Raw genomic sequence first — 15,013 nt, 5'->3', positions numbered from 1 at the left:
AAGGTAATGGCAGTGCTTACCATCAACGAAGTGATCGATGCGTCGCCGGAGCGCTACGGCAAGAAAGGCGGCACGCTCGGGATGCTCGACTTCCTCTATAACTATCTCGACGAGGGCGAGCGCATCGACGGACTGCTCCTGCGCATGAACACGCCGGGCGGCACAGCGGGCGCTTCCGAAGAGCTGGCGCAGCTCCTCGCACGGCTCAAGGATGAGCGCAAGATCCCCGTCGTCGCAACGATCGCTGACATTTGCTGCTCAGGCGGCTACATGATCGCGTGCGTCGCCGATGCAATTTACTCCAACAAGGGCAGCATGACGGGATCCATCGGCTGCATTATGCAAATCCCAAACATCGAGGGTCTTTCGGAGAAAATCGGCGTGACGTATGTGACGATCAAATCGGGGCGCATGAAAGACATCGGCAATCCCACGCGCAAGATGACGGACGAGGAGCGCACCTATTTGGAGAGCTTTGCGAAGGAAACGCACGATGCTTTCATCGCACATGTGACGAAACACCGTCCGCAGATAAAGAACACGGAAGAGATGTTCGACGGGCGTCCTGTCGGCGCCGTGCTCGCGAAGGAAAACGATTTGATCGACGCGTTCGGCGGCTATTACGATGCTTACGAGGATCTGCTGCACCGCATGGGCGAAGACGACGACAAAAACATCGAGGTGCATGAGTTCAAACGCAAGAAGAGCTTCGTGCAGAAGCTCATGGGTACCATAGCGCCGTTCTCCACGGAAAACATCTGGCAGGGTCTGACTGAAACGCGTCTCTTGGCAAAATGAGGCATGGGCATTCGCCCGCACGACTGCCGTGCGCTGCCAAATCGAACAAACGGCTATGACGAGCAAAAGAAAAAGGGCTGTTCTCGGAAACAAAAATTCGTTTCCGAGAGCAGCCCTTTCTTTTCCTTCATTTCTCAGTTGTCCGCCCAGATGGTTTTCATCGTATCGCCGAAGGTTTCATCCAAATGCTGCAGGATGACATCGAGGATCGTGCGCACGATGTCCGGCTCGAAGGCTTCGTCAGAGGCGGGCAGGCAGGCGTCGAGGACGAGACTGCCGTCTTCCACCGTGTAGTACTTGAATACCTTGTAACGACTGTTCATCTCGTTGATGTATGCCGCGAGATCGCTCTCGTTCTTCTCGTTGACGACCTTGCTGCCGACGATAACACGCACAAGACCATAGATCGAGGCGTCGAGGATGACGATGACAGGCAGGAACTGCCCCTTGATCTCCATCGAGGAACGGTAGAGCACCGTGCCGTATTCATCGCCGACTTCCTGCTTCTGGAATGCCTGGATGTCCAGCTCCTTGAGCATCGCATCGAATTTCACGGCCTTTTCGGACTTGACAGCTTCTGCCGCCGCTTTCTTCGTTTCTTTCGCTTCGATCTTCTCTTCTTTTTCTGCCATGTGAACTCTCCTTTACTTTGCGGAAAGGCTGGTCCCATTCCTGTTCGGAATGACTGCTCCAGCATTTTCCAATCTTTTTATGGGAAATCTCTTTCCCTGTCTCCTAAACATCGCCCGACGACGCTCCTTCGAGGAAGCGCCGCGCAAGGATGATAGCAACAAAATCATCGACAGGCTCAGGCGGCACGAGCATGGTGACGGGCAAAAGCCTTCGCCAGCCGCGCGGCGGATGCGCCTGCCAATACACCCGCTTCGCCATGTCCGTCGTGCGGTATTCATCGACGAGCAACACGTTGAGAAGCGGTACGGCTTCTTCGATGCGCTTCTTTGCTTCTTTGCTCGTCGTGCCATTGCCGAGCACAAGGGTAGTAAACGCATACTCAAAGTATTTATCGGTAATTTCACGCTCAAGGTTAAGCGTTTCGATCACTTTTTGGAAAAGCGCCGCGCCTTCGCCGTCCACAACGGCAAAGCCGCATTTTTCACGACCGGGGTCGAGGGCAGCCAGCGTTTTTAGAGCCATCATTCCTGCTCCTGCTCCTGTTCGAGCTTGATGTTGAGGCGCAGCGGACCCAGCGCATCGGTATCGTCGCGCGCGTACGCGGAGAAGAGAATCATGCCGTAGAGCGGCTCGACCGTCTGCACGATGTCATAGAGCTGCTCGCCGTCGATAACGCCGACGGTGCCGCGAATCGGGTCGGGCAGGATGCCGTGCGCCGAGGCGGCGGCGTTGACGCGCTTCAAGAAGTCCATGACCAAGGATTCTGACGCCTGCTCGTCGCCCATGCCCGTCAAACGGTACGACTGCGCGAGGATGAATTCGCCCTGGCGGTAGACGATGCTGTTTGGATGCAGGTCAAGAGCAGCGCGTATGGCTTCGCCGCGCACGAGGTTGCCCGCCGCGACGACGCGCACGACCATGTCGCCGGAACTCTTGGCGATGCGTGTGACGGCGTCGTCGACCTCGGGCGAGTAGACCCAGATCTCGCCGTCGGGCAGATCCTTGCCCAAGCGCGCTGATACGTTGCGGCTCGCGAGCTGTGCAAGCGATGTGACGTCGGCGCGTACTTCATCTTCGGGGCGGCCGCCTTTGATGACGCCCGCCGCGATGACTTCGCCCGCACGATAGACGATGTCGCCCTCGCGGATGATTTCAAGCCCGCGCCTAAGATCGTATGTGTGTTTTTCGAGCGCCTTTTTGTCGCCGATGAGCTGTGTGTTGTCCGCCGCAAGCGTCTCGTTCGCCGCAACGAGCGCATCGTTTTCTGCGGCAAGCGATTGGTTCAGATCGTCGAGCGCAGCATTTTCACGCGCGAGCGCATCGTTTTTCGCTGAGAGTACACGATTGCCTGCCGAGAGACGTTCGGCTTCTTCTGCGAGCGACTGGACGCTGCCTTTCAGCTCGGCGAGCGCCATGTCGGCTTTCCCCTGTTCCTCGCGCGCCGCCGTCAGTTCCTCAGACGCACGCGCGAGCTTGTTTTTCGTTTCCTGCATGGAGCGGTTGAGCTGCTCCATGCCGAAGAGCGCTGTGCGCACGTTCTCAGATGCAGCGGCGAGTATGCCAAACGTCAGCGTCGTGATCATGATTCCTGTGACGATCGTGACGATCGTCGATGTGTGACGCGGCCGCAGACCGAAGATCGACAGCCGCTTCTTGCCGACCTTTGTACCCACGCGGTCGCCGATGACGGCGACGACGCCGCCCGTGATAATGAGCACGAGGATCAAGACGATACCGTACATCGAGATATGCTCCTTTCCTTCTATTTTCTAAAGACCTAGCGCGACGCGCGACGCATGAGCCAGCCGCCTGCAAGCAGTCCGACGACGTTCGGCAGCCAGACGGCATACGCGGGATTCAAGGCGCCGGACTGCGCGATCGCCCCCGCCATCGTCATGAGAACGTAATAGATGAAGAAAATCAAGAGACTGAGTCCCACGCCGCGCGAGGAGCTGCTGCGGTTCGGCTGCATGCCGAGCGGCACGCCGATCAATGCGAACACAAGGCTCGCCATCGGAATCGTGATGCGCTGGTAAAGCTCCGTTTCGAGCTTCTTCGTGTCAACGAACTGCGCGCGCATGATCTCGATCTGCTGGCGCAGCTCCTTCATCGTCAGCTGTTCGGGCGTTTTCTGCTCGCGCACGATGCGCCCCGGACCTGCGCTGATCGACAGAATCTGCTTATCGAAGCGCATCGTATGCTCCGACTTGCCGCCTGCGATCTCGTAGATCACGCCTTGATACATCGTCCACTGCGTTCCTTCCCACTTGGCGTAAGCGGCGTCTTCGACGTAATTCGTTTCACCGTTCTCAAACGATTGCAGCGTCACGCCTTCGAGCGTTTCTGATGCGGCATCGTAGCGACGTGCGTACATGAGCCGCTGCAGGCTGCCGTCGGAAATTTCCTTGATGATGATGTGCTCCTGCGACTTGGGCGCGGCGTTGTTTTGAATCTCGTAGGTGATGACGTCCTGATACGCATTATTGGCACGCGGCACCACATGCTCCGTGAAAAGGATGGAAAAAATACTGACGATGACGCCGAGCGCGATGACGGGCGCAGCGATGCGCTGGAAGCCGACGCCGCACGATTTCATCGCTGTGATCTCGCTCGCGCTCGACATTCTGCCGACGGTCAAAAGCGCCGCCAAGAGCATCGACATCGGAAAGGTATAGATGGCGATGGCAGGCAGGCTGAAAATGAACATCTTGACAATCGAGCCGAAGGATGCGCCGTACTCCGTGATGTACTGTGCGATGCGAAAGAGAGTTCCTGAGCCGACGAACACGGCAGAACTTGCGCATATACCGAAAATAAAGGCGACGCAGACTTCGCGAAAGATGTATTTGTCCAAAAGTCGAATTTGCATAGAGACGCTCCTATAACGTGAACTTGTCGCCAAGATAGAACTTGCGTGCAAGCTCGCTCGCCGCGATGGTCGCGCTGTCCCCTTCGATGAGGATCTTGCCGTCGTTCAGGATGTAAGCGCGGTCGACGATATGCAGCGTTTCGCGCACGTTGTGGTCGGTGATCAAGATGCCGATGCCGCGCTCTCGAAGGTATGAGATGATTTCTTGTATATCGGCGACGGCGATCGGGTCAACGCCTGCGAAAGGCTCGTCGAGCAGGATGAACTGCGGCTCGATGGCAAGGCAGCGGGCGATCTCGACGCGGCGGCGCTCACCGCCCGAAAGCTCCGTGCCAAGGCGGTCGCGTACGTGGCTGACGTGAAACTCCGCGAGGAGCTGCTCCATCTTCTGCTCTTGCTCCGCCGCCGAAAGTTTCGTCATCTCAAGAATCGCGCGGAGATTTTCCTCGACGGTCATCTTGCGGAAGATCGACGCTTCCTGCGCGAGATAGCCGATGCCGAGACGTGCGCGCTCGTGCATGGGCATCGTCGTAATGCACACATCGGAAACGAATACATCGCCCGAGCTTGGCTGCTCAAGTCCCGTAATCATATAGAATGTCGTCGTCTTGCCCGCGCCGTTCGGGCCGAGCAGTCCGACGATTTCCCCCTTATTGACGCGCAGGGAGACATGATCGACGACGTTGCGCCGCTTGTATGTCTTGACCAAATTTTTCGCTTCCAGATGCAAGTCTTTCACCTCTGTTTTTGCCGCAGACCATTCTTATTCTACCCCAAGTTCTCCCGTATTGGCAAGGTAAACCGTCAGATGATTGCTCTTGAGCATATTGTTCCCCTGGTACGCCCAGGCATTTCCCTCAAGCACGCACTTGCCCTTGCCGTCCGCAGCATTGGCATAGTAGTTGACCATATCGCCGCCGCCCTCGAAGCTCCTCGGCGGGCTTACGACATGCACATTACCCGTGCCCCGATAATGCTCCTCGGAGAGCCAGCCTTCCATGCGGTCGGCGCTGAACGTACCGTCCGCCGTCCGCACGGTGCCGCCGTCAGAGACAAGCATGTAGTTCGCCGACTGCGTGTATTCGGCGCGTGCACCCGTAAAGGTCTTATCCGCTTTTTCGGCATAGACGTTTCCTTCCGCGACATAGCGATCCTCTGAAAATACAAAGAGTCGATCCGCCGTCAGATGGAGGTCGTCCTTCGTGACGTCGGCGCCGCCCGTCGCCTGCACTTCATCGGCGGACACCAGCGTCACGCTTTCCGCCGTCAAGCGCATCGCCGTATCGACGGCAACGACGCCGCCCGTGATCTCGCCCTGCTGCGTCTTCGTGTTGTAGCTCGCCCGCTCTCCCGTGACGCTCGCCGTGCCGCGCCGAAAAACGACGCCGCCATCCGCCGTGATGACGCCCGTCGCCATGTCGTAGCTGACGCTCTCACCGTCCAAGGATGCGGCTTCTTCCGCCGCCTGCAGGCTGCCCATGTTCAGCGCCGCGGTCAAGACGGCGGCAGCGAGTGCGGCGTATCCCTTCTTCCTCATTTCTCTCCACTCCCCTTTTCAATATGCGCTTTCTTGCCGTCCTTGCCCTTCGCCGTGAACTTTTGGAAGCCGTCTTTGCTTTCGATGCGCTCTGCCGTCACGCGAAGCCCTTGTTCTGCCTGCGTGAGCACCGCATCGCCGACGGCGGCGAGCGTCCCCTGTGCGTCCGTCCAGACGACCTCGCGGCTCGTCAAAGCGACGCCGTCCGTCGTCCGAATCTCCACGCCGCCGTCGATCATCAGATCCTTCGATTCCAGATGGTACACGGCATGTGGCGCAGTCAGCCGAAGCTCTCTCCCCTCTTCATGGAAAACGCCCTCGATATTTCGTGCTTCTGCCGTCTTGCCGTCGGCATTCGCCTCGATGGCTTCCGCCGTCAGCTGCCAGACCGTGCGTCCGTTCTTTTCCAGGCGCAGCGTGTTGCCCTCGTAGCGCATGATGTGCGGGGCATCATCGAGCGAGGGCGGCTCAGGTACAGTCCGGATCGCCCAAACAACGACACCGAGGACGGCGAGAGCCGCGAGGGCTCCCCAGAAGATTTTTTTCCCGTCGCTCATTTCTTGCCTCCCTGCAGCATCGCGCCGTGGTGCTTCTCCTTCTTCATCTCGGGCGGCGTGTTCCAACGCTTTTGAAACCACAGCCATTGCGTCGGATTCTCGCGAATGACTTCTTCCATCAGACGCGTCATGCGCACGGTGAAATCATAAAGATCCTTTTCCACATCGCCTGTGTCAACGCACTCCATACGCTCATAGACGCGAACCGTGTGCTTGCCGTCGGGACGGCGCAGGATGAACGCCGGCACGACGGGCGCATGGAACTTGCGCGAAAAGACGGCGGGCCCCAAAGGCGTCGACGCCGTCCTGCCGAGAAAGTCGATGAACGCGCCGCCCGGCCCCGCATCCTGATCGGCGAGGAACCCCAAGATCTTCCCCTTCTTCAAGGCGCGTCCCGCCGACAGAAGCTCACTCGTACCGCGTGAGAAAATCTCCGCGCCGATCGTCGCGCGCAGATCGTCGAGAACGCGCGAATACTCCGCATTCGGCTGCGTTTTGGCGATCGCTGTGACCGGCAGTCCCGACAGCGAAAAGGCGGCGGACAGCCATTCCCACGTGCCGATATGTCCCGTGAGAACGACGACGCCGTGCCCTTCGGCGAGTGCATCCTTCATGCGTTCAAGATGCTCAATCTCGATGTACTCATGCAAATTTTTCTCGTTGAGGTTCGGCATATACAGGATCTCAAGCATATTCTGCGCGAGATTCACGAAAGAGGCGCGTACAATCTTTCGCGCTTCTTTCTCCGAAACGGCAAGCCCTGTCATCATCTGACGCACAGCAAGTTCACGCTGCTTCTTGATGAGGATGTAATAGAGCCTGCCGAGCAGCGCACCGAGAAAGAGCAGCGCACCGTGCGGCAGGAAGCGGAGCGTGCGGCTCAAAGCCATCAGCGATTTGTAGAGCATGAAGATTCACCTGCTGTCTGGAAATAATCATTGGGAGACGTTCGTGACTTTCGTCGGAGCGGAAAAACGCGCGACGATATCCGCCCAACGTCCCTGCGCCTTCAAGAGAAATTCGACGATCTCGCGCACGGCGCCTCTGCCGCCTGGCGCGTGCGCCACGAAATGCGACAAGGCGCAGACCTCGTCCGCAGCGTCGGCAGGCGCAGCAGCAAAGCCGACTTGCCTCATGACGGCGAGATCGACGAGATCGTCGCCGATGTAGGCGATCTCCTCGTCAAGAAGTCCATGACGCGCCTTGATATCGGCGTAGGCGCTGCGCTTGTCGATATGACCGAGGTATGTGTCCTCGATCTTCAGCTCGGCGGCGCGCAAAGAAACGATGGCGCTCGCACGTCCCGTGATGATCGCCGTGCCGAAGCCTTCATTCTGCCACAGGCGTATACCGAGCCCATCGCGCACATAAAAGGGCTTCATGAACTCGCCCGTCTCGCCCGTATAGATGCCGCCGTCCGTCAAGACGCCGTCGACATCGAAGATGATGAAGCGCACGCGGCGCGCACGCTCCGTCGCATCTGCAGCAAAAACCATCAGAGCAGCTTTCCTTTCACGACATCGTAGATCGCCAGAACATCTTTCAAAAGCTCTTCGAGCTTGTCGAGGTAAAGGCTGTTCGGACCGTCGCAAAGCGCTTCTTCGGGATTGTCATGCACCTCCATGAAAAGTCCATCGACGCCGGCGGCGACAGCGGCGCGCGCCAGATGCTCGACGAACTCGCGGTTGCCGCCCGACGACGTGCCCGCGCCGCCCGGCAGCTGGACGCTGTGCGTCGCGTCGAAGATGACGGGTGCGCCGAACGTGCGCATGATGGGAAAGCTCCGCATATCGACGACGAGATTGTTGTAGCCGAACGATGCGCCGCGCTCTGTCAAAAGAATGTCAGAGCAGCCGCCCTCGTGCAGCTTGTCAACGACGTTGCCCATGTCGCGCGGCGCGAGGAACTGCCCCTTCTTGACGTTGACGACACAGCCGGATCTTGCCGCCGCATAGATGAGGTCGGTCTGCCGGCAGAGAAAGGCAGGAATCTGCAGTACATCGACGACTTTCGCCGCAGGCGCGATCTGCGATTCCTTATGAATGTCCGTCACGACAGGTACATCCAGCTCGTCTTTGATCGTCTGCAGCATCTCCAGCCCCTTCTTCAGCCCCGGTCCGCGGAAGCTGTTGAAAGACGAGCGGTTCGCCTTGTCAAAGGACGCCTTGAAGATGTAGGGGACGCCAAGCCTTGCGGTGATTTCCTTGATCGTGCGCCCAATGAGCAGGCAGCGATCCAACTCTTCGAGGACGCACGGCCCCGCCATAAGCACGAGCGGGCTGCCCCCGCCGATCGTGAAATCTCTGACCTTCACCTTGTTCATCATCATAGTACCGCCTTTCTCTGAAAAATCGTTCGACAGATTCCCCGCCGCCGTTCTGCAGGCGACGACGCCAAGCGCACCTGCGCCGCCTCTACGCCAATCCCTGCTCGCGATAGATCCTATTGACGAGCGCCAAATCCTCGGGCGTATCGACGCCGACAAAGCGGCAGCGTGTTTCCAGCACACGGATGCCGTAGCCGTTTTCAAGCGCACGGAGCTGCTCTAAGGACTCCGCCTTCTCCAAGGGTGTCGGCGCAAGACGCGCATAGTGCAGCAAAAAGTCGCGCCGATAGGCATAAATGCCGATGTGCTTGTACACAGGCACGACAGACGCACGCGGATAAGGCACGAGCGAGCGCGAGAAGTAGAGCGCATAGCCGAGCTTGTCCACGATGACCTTGACGTTGTTCGGATTGAGCTGCTCCGCCGCATCGTCCATGCGCGTCATGACCGTCGCCATCGGCAGATTCTCGTCCGTCTCAAAGGGCGCGATCAGCTCGTCGATCACGGACGGCTCTATGAGCGGTTCGTCGCCCTGCACATTGACGATGAGATCCATTGCCGGATACGCCGCCGCAACTTCGGCGAGCCGATCTGTTCCCGTCGGGTGGTCGGCTCGCGTCATGATCGCCTCGCCGCCGTCCTTTTGCACGGCGTCATAGATGCGCCGATCGTCCGTCGCCACGATCACCTTCTCGGGCTTCTTGGCAAGGCTCGCACGCTCCAAGACACGGCAGATCATGGGCTTGCCGCATATATCGGCAAGCGGCTTGCCCGGCAGGCGCGTCGATGCATAGCGCGCCGGAATCACGCAGAGTGTCCTCATTTCTCTTCCCCTCCCTTTCGCAAGGCAGCATTCCTTTCCTGCAGATGTGCGGCGAGCATCTCCTCAAACTCCGTCGCCCCCTCTTGGAACGTGACCTCGACGCAGATGACGAATACGGGGATCGGCACCTTCGCCTCAATGATCGTCAACGGAATCTTCACGGCGTCCTTCTCCGTGATGACGATAGCTTCCGCCCCGAGGGAGATCGCCTGATCGAGGACGTCCTGCAGTTCCTTCGTCGTATACTCATGGTGATCGGGGAACCGCAGACTCTCGACAATCTTCGCGCCGACGTCGGAGAGCGTCTGCTCAAACGACATGGGATTGCCGATCGCCGAGACCGCCATGACCCTTTTCCCATCGAGCGTCTTAATATCAACGCCCTCGCCCGAGATGTCGCGATGCCAGTCCTTGAGTTCGACGAAGCGGCGCGGTCGGTGGATGCTCTCCATAATCAGCGCCTTCTCGTTGTACTTTCGTATCGTGTTCTTGATGTGTTCGCGCGATACGCCGACCGCCTGATCGACCTTCGTCAAAAGGCAGACGTCGGCGCGTTCAATATGCGCGACAGGCTCTCTGAGCGTGCCGCGCGGCAGCATATAGCCGTTGCCGAACACGTTGACCGCATCGACGAGCAGGATGTCCATATCGCGTGCGAGCTGCCAATGCTGGTAGCCGTCGTCTAGGATCGCGACTTCCGCGCCGAAATGCTCGATGGCGTACTGCCCTGTGAGCGCGCGTTCCGCGCCGATCAGCACGGGCACTTCGGGCAGATGCTTGGCGAGCATGAAGGCTTCGTCGCCCGCCTCCGTCGCGTCCATGTAGAGCTTCTGTCCATCGGAAACAATGCCGACGTCGCCGCGCCACTTCGCACGATAGCCGCGGTTCAAGATGACGACGCGATAGCCCCTGTCGCGGACAGCTGCCGCCAGAACCTGCGCCGTCGGCGTCTTGCCCGTGCCGCCGACCGTGATGTTGCCAAGGCTGATGACGTAGCAGCCGAGCCGCTTTCTTTGAAAAACGCCCGCCTTGTAGCCCCAGAGTTTCAAATTCACGAGCTGCCGATAAATGACAGAAAACGCATACAGTACGCCCATGATGAGATGCAGCCAAATGCCGTCGGCATGGCGGCGGCGCATGAGATCGGTGACGTAGGTGCGGAAGTTCTCGACGCGCTCCGTCGTGCGCACCTTGCCCGCATTTTCTCCCTGCTCAAAGTCTTCGAGGAACTCGCGCAGGATCACGGCAGTCTTTCTCGACGCGCCCTTGTTCTCGCCGACGATGGCGAGTGTTTCGCGCTCCATGCGCCGCCGCGCGTCCACGTCCTCGAAAAGCCTTAGAACAGCTTCGGCAAGCTCTCCTTCGTCATGCACGGTAATGCAGGCGCTTCGCTTCGTAAACAGCACATGCGTATCCTTGAAGTTGAACATGTTGTGTCCGACGATGATCGCCTTGCCGTGCGCCGCCGGCTCTAAGATATTGTGTCCGCCGTGCGCGATGAGACTGCCGCCGACGTAGATGACGCTGCCGATGCTGTAAACCCTGCCCAGCTCGCCGATCGTGTCGAGGATCACGATGTCGTGACCCTCCTGCGGATTTTCCAAAAGCTCCGTGCGTCGTGCGACGGAAAACCCCTTGTGTCTGCAAAGCGCAGCGACCTCCGTCGTACGCAGAAGCTCGCGCGGCGCGATGATGAGCTTCGCCTCGGGGAACTTTTTCCGAAGCGCGGCAAAGGCTTCTAAGACAGGAGTCTCCTCGCCGCGATGCGTGCTGCCCGCAAGGAAGATGCCGCCGCTCTTCGAAAGCCCCATCTCACGAATGAGTTTATTCTTCTCCGCCGTACTCACGTCCGTATACGTCTGATCGAACTTCGTGTTGCCCGTGACGGTGACAAGCTCGGGCGGCGCACCGAGACGCATGATGTACTCGGCGTCGATGGGCGACTGCATGGCGAACATTCGGACCGTGCTGATCATATCGTCGAGGACACTGTGCAGATGCTTGTAGCGCTTGACGCTTTTGTCGCTGATGCGCCCGTTGACCATCATGACGGGGATGTGGAGCTTCTTCGCCGTCCGCAGAAAGTTCGGCCAAAGCTCCGTCTCCACGGGCATGAAGATGCGCGGATGAATGCGCCGCAGGATGCTTCCCGCACGCCACGGCAGATCGAGCGGAAAGTAGATGATGCTGTCCGCGTCCTTGATGATGCGGTTCGCCATCTCGTAGCCCGCCGTCGTGACGACAGAAACGAGGATCGGACTTTTCGGAAACTCCTTGCGAAATTCACGAATCAAAGGGCTTGCGGCGACGATCTCACCGACGGACGCCGCATGTACCCAAATACTGTTCTTCTTCGCGACCTTATCAAGCGCGTGTTCGGGGAAAAACCCGAGACTCTGCCGCACGCGCTCGACGAAGCCGCGCTCACGTACGGCGCGCACCAAAAAGACGGGTATGATGAGGACGACGGCGAGAATCGCCGCGAGATTATAAAGTAAGCGCATGGTTCCTCCCCTTTATTGCCGCATCATGCCCGTGCAGGCTGCAAAGTTTCTTCCTCGTTCTTGAACTGGATATGGTAAAGCGTGCTGTAAAGGCCGCCCGCCGCCAGAAGTTCCGCGTGCGTCCCCCGCTCGACGATGCGTCCGCCGTTGATGACATAGATGCAGTCGGCGTTGAAGATCGTCGACAGCCGATGCGCGATAGCAAAGGATGTGCGCCCCACCATGAGCTTGTCGAGCGCCGCCTGCACGATCTTCTCGCTCTCTGTATCGAGCGCCGACGTCGCTTCGTCAAGGATCAGGACGCGCGGATTTTTCAAGATGGCGCGCGCAATCGAGATGCGCTGACGCTGCCCGCCCGAAAGATTCAGTCCGCGCTCGCCGATCTTCGTTTCATAGCCGTCGGGAAGCTGCCGAATGAACTCTTCAGCATTCGCCGCACGCGCCGCTTCCTCGACCTCGGCGTCCGTCGCGTCAAGCCTGCCGTAACGGATATTTTCGCGCACGCTGCTCGAAAAAAGCATCGTTTCCTGCGGTACAATGCCGATCTGCTCACGCAGGGAATCAAGCGTCACATCACGCACATCGTGCCCGTCGATCCGGATCGCCCCCTCGTTGACCTCGTAAAAACGCGGAATGAGGTTCGCGATCGTCGATTTGCCCGCCCCCGAAGGACCGACAAAGGCGATGAGCTGCCCGGGACTTGCCTCAAGCGTCACATGCGAAAGCGCAGGCACGCCATCCTTGTAGGAAAAGGACACATCCTCGAAAGCGACGCGGCCTTCGATCTCAGGCAGAGGCGCGGCGCCTTCCTTGTCGTGAATCGTCTCCTCCATATCGAGCACGCCGAACACGCGGTCAACCGCCGCCATCGCCCTCTGTATTGTGCCGTAGATGCGGCTGATGCGCTTGACGGGGTTCGCGAGATTCACGGCGTATGTCAGAAAAGCGACGAGCGAGCCTGCCGTGAGATCGCCCTGCACGACCTCATAGCCGCCGATCCACAAGATGAACGTGACCGTGATCGCCGCGAGAAACTCGACGGTCGGCGTCAAAAGGCTCGTGAGCTGCACGTTCTTCATCTCGGCTTGAAAATTCAGCTCGTTCTGCCGATGAAAGCGCGCGATCTCGTGGCGTTCGCGCACGAACGACTTGACGACGCGCACCGCCGAGATGCTTTCCTGCAAGAGCGAGTTGATGTCAGCAAGCCGCTCTTGGATGACCGTGCCCGACTGCTTGAGCTTCTTGCCGAAAATATTCATCGCCTGCCCAACGAGCGGCACCGTAATGAGTGTGATCAGCGTGAGCTTCCAATCGAGATAAAACATGAGCACAATCGAGCCGATGAGCACGGAGCTTTCCGTCACAAACTCGATGAGCTTATCGACAAGCGCATTCTGCAAAGCCTGCACATCGTTCGTCACATAACTCATGATCGCGCCCGTCTGCTGTCGGTCGAAATAGGCGAGCGGCATACGCTGAAACTTTTCAAAAAGCGCTTCGCGAATGTCGATGACGACGCGCTGCCCGACGAAGGACACGAGGTAGCTCTGCCCATAGTAGAAGATGCCGCGGAAGAAGAACACGACGACGATGCCGACCGCGATGAGGTTCAGCATCGCCATGTCGCGCTCCATGAGCACCTTGTCGATCATGTCCTTGATGATCCAAGGCACATAGAGGTTCGCCGCTGCCGCGAACACGATGCAGACGATGGCAAATGCCAGATGCTTCATGTAGGGGCGGATGTACCGCAGCAGGCGCACGTAATTCTTCATGCTTCCCTCTCATTCCCACTGCCGCCCGCCGCCGCGAGCACATGCGCCGCGACGCGCACCGCTGCGCCCGGCGGGCCGAGCTGCAGCACGGCGACCTTGAGCCGCGCCATGACGGAATCGCGGTGCGGCTCGCCCTTATAAAGCTTCGCCGCTTCCTCGGCGATGCGCTCGGGCGTCACCTCGTCCTGCAAAAGCTCCGGCTCCGCTTCCTCACCCAAGATGATATTCGGCAGGCTGAAGTGGTCGATCTTCACGAGCATCTTGCCGATGGCATAATTGAGCCTGCCCATACGATAGCAAACGACGGCGGGCAGATTCATCAGCGCCGCTTCCATGACGACGGTGCCGGATGTCGCGATGGCGAAATCGGCGATTCCCATGAGGTCGTAGGTATGCGCGTCTGTCAGCTCGACGGACGCACCTGATCTTTCGATGTAGTGCGCAAGCTCTTCACGCTCGATGCCGGGTGCGGCAGGAAGAAAGAAGCGCGTCGAAGGATGCTGTTCGTGCAGAATGCGCACCGCCTTGAGCATATCGGGCAGCAAAAGCGCGATCTCCTGCCTGCGGCTGCCGGGCAAGAGCAGCGCAGCACGTTCGTCATCTTTGAGACGGAAAAACTCCCGTGCCGCTTCCGGCTCCATGTCAGCACGCACCGTATCGACGAGCGGATTGCCGAGAAAGGTGACATTCGCGCCGGCTGTGACGTAAGGGCCAATCTCGTGATGGAAGATCGTGACGATCTCCTTGGCGATCGCCGCGCACTTCTTCGCGCGGCCCTTGCGCCACGCCCAAGCCGACGGCGGGATATAGGAAAAGACGGGAACGCCGAGCGCTTTCGCCTTCGCCGCGAGCCGCCAGTTAAAATCAGGATAGTCGATGATGAGGAGAAGATCCGGCTTTTCCTCGCGCATCGCTTCGACGAGCGTCTTTTCGAGCTGCAGGAGCCGACCCAGCCCTAAGATGACCTCCCAGACGCCCATGATGCTGTAGTCGCGACAGTCGCGCACAAGACGCACGCCTGCCTCCGCCATCTTGGCGCCGCCAAAGCCGAAAAGCTCTGCATCGGGTCTCATCTCAAGCATTTCCTGCGCCAGACGTGCGCCGTGCAAATCGCCCGACGCCTCGCCCGCCGACATCATGATCTTCATCTTGCCCCTCCCCTTCTTATCCGCGCTTCCTATGAAGTCGAAA

15 protein-coding genes are annotated in these 15,013 nt (G+C 59.0%); 1 reads left to right on the top strand and 14 read right to left on the bottom strand.

Annotation, left to right across the window (positions count from 1 at the left end; translation table 11 throughout):
- Window positions 1-6: 6 nt before the first annotated feature.
- A complete protein-coding gene (gene sppA / locus ACO5Z0_RS04450; RefSeq protein ID WP_485649368.1) occupies window positions 7-798 on the top strand; it encodes a signal peptide peptidase SppA in 792 nt (263 codons plus the stop codon).
- Between the two features lie 134 nt (window positions 799-932).
- Here sppA and ACO5Z0_RS04445 read toward each other — a convergent pair whose 3' ends face one another.
- The 14 genes from ACO5Z0_RS04445 to lpxB all read right to left on the bottom strand — a co-directional run bounded on the left by ACO5Z0_RS04445 (window position 933) and on the right by lpxB (window position 14,970).
- Window positions 933-1,430 carry a histidine kinase gene (locus ACO5Z0_RS04445; protein WP_442672680.1) on the bottom strand — a complete coding sequence of 166 codons (498 nt, stop codon included), beginning with the start codon at window positions 1,428-1,430 and terminating at the stop codon, window positions 933-935.
- Between the two features lie 103 nt (window positions 1,431-1,533).
- Window positions 1,534-1,956 (bottom strand): RuvC family protein, encoded by a 423-nt coding sequence (locus tag ACO5Z0_RS04440; protein ID WP_485649367.1) that lies wholly within the window; start codon window positions 1,954-1,956, stop codon window positions 1,534-1,536.
- On the bottom strand, window positions 1,953-3,173 hold the full coding sequence (locus ACO5Z0_RS04435) for a DUF3084 domain-containing protein (RefSeq protein WP_485649366.1): 1,221 nt from the start codon (window positions 3,171-3,173) through the stop codon (window positions 1,953-1,955). The genes ACO5Z0_RS04440 and ACO5Z0_RS04435 overlap by 4 nt, the downstream gene beginning before the upstream one ends.
- A 35-nt stretch (window positions 3,174-3,208) precedes the next feature.
- Entirely contained in the window at window positions 3,209-4,300 is a 1,092-nt protein-coding gene (locus ACO5Z0_RS04430) for an LptF/LptG family permease (protein ID WP_485649365.1), read from the bottom strand.
- A 10-nt stretch (window positions 4,301-4,310) separates the two neighbouring features.
- Complete coding sequence (lptB, locus tag ACO5Z0_RS04425) at window positions 4,311-5,030, bottom strand: LPS export ABC transporter ATP-binding protein (RefSeq protein WP_442672697.1); 720 nt, start codon at window positions 5,028-5,030, stop codon at window positions 4,311-4,313.
- A gap of 33 nt (window positions 5,031-5,063) precedes the next feature.
- The gene (locus tag ACO5Z0_RS04420) at window positions 5,064-5,837 is read right to left on the bottom strand and encodes an LptA/OstA family protein (protein ID WP_442675900.1); all 774 of its coding nucleotides are present in this window, start codon (window positions 5,835-5,837) and stop codon (window positions 5,064-5,066) included.
- The gene (lptC, locus tag ACO5Z0_RS04415) at window positions 5,834-6,394 is read right to left on the bottom strand and encodes an LPS export ABC transporter periplasmic protein LptC (protein WP_485649364.1); all 561 of its coding nucleotides are present in this window, start codon (window positions 6,392-6,394) and stop codon (window positions 5,834-5,836) included. The genes ACO5Z0_RS04420 and lptC overlap by 4 nt, the downstream gene beginning before the upstream one ends.
- Window positions 6,391-7,302 carry a lysophospholipid acyltransferase family protein gene (locus tag ACO5Z0_RS04410; protein ID WP_485649363.1) on the bottom strand — a complete coding sequence of 304 codons (912 nt, stop codon included), beginning with the start codon at window positions 7,300-7,302 and terminating at the stop codon, window positions 6,391-6,393. Before ACO5Z0_RS04410 ends, lptC begins: the two co-directional genes overlap by 4 nt.
- 27 nt (window positions 7,303-7,329) lie before the next feature.
- Entirely contained in the window at window positions 7,330-7,890 is a 561-nt protein-coding gene (locus ACO5Z0_RS04405; RefSeq protein WP_485649362.1) for a KdsC family phosphatase, read from the bottom strand.
- Entirely contained in the window at window positions 7,890-8,717 is an 828-nt protein-coding gene (gene kdsA, locus ACO5Z0_RS04400) for a 3-deoxy-8-phosphooctulonate synthase (protein WP_485649479.1), read from the bottom strand. Before kdsA ends, ACO5Z0_RS04405 begins: the two co-directional genes overlap by 1 nt.
- Window positions 8,718-8,808: 91 nt before the next feature.
- The gene (kdsB, locus tag ACO5Z0_RS04395; RefSeq protein WP_442672688.1) at window positions 8,809-9,543 is read right to left on the bottom strand and encodes a 3-deoxy-manno-octulosonate cytidylyltransferase; all 735 of its coding nucleotides are present in this window, start codon (window positions 9,541-9,543) and stop codon (window positions 8,809-8,811) included.
- Window positions 9,540-12,047: a tetraacyldisaccharide 4'-kinase gene (gene lpxK / locus ACO5Z0_RS04390; RefSeq protein WP_485649361.1), complete on the bottom strand. Its 2,508-nt coding sequence runs from the start codon at window positions 12,045-12,047 to the stop codon at window positions 9,540-9,542. The genes kdsB and lpxK overlap by 4 nt, the downstream gene beginning before the upstream one ends.
- Window positions 12,048-12,070: 23 nt before the next feature.
- Complete coding sequence (locus ACO5Z0_RS04385; protein WP_485649360.1) at window positions 12,071-13,822, bottom strand: ABC transporter ATP-binding protein; 1,752 nt, start codon at window positions 13,820-13,822, stop codon at window positions 12,071-12,073.
- Window positions 13,819-14,970: a lipid-A-disaccharide synthase gene (gene lpxB, locus ACO5Z0_RS04380; RefSeq protein ID WP_485649359.1), complete on the bottom strand. Its 1,152-nt coding sequence runs from the start codon at window positions 14,968-14,970 to the stop codon at window positions 13,819-13,821. The genes ACO5Z0_RS04385 and lpxB overlap by 4 nt, the downstream gene beginning before the upstream one ends.
- Window positions 14,971-15,013 lie beyond the last annotated feature (43 nt).

This window comes from Selenomonas sp. (genome assembly GCF_057272215.1).
This window is presented reverse-complemented; position numbering and strand designations above follow the sequence as displayed.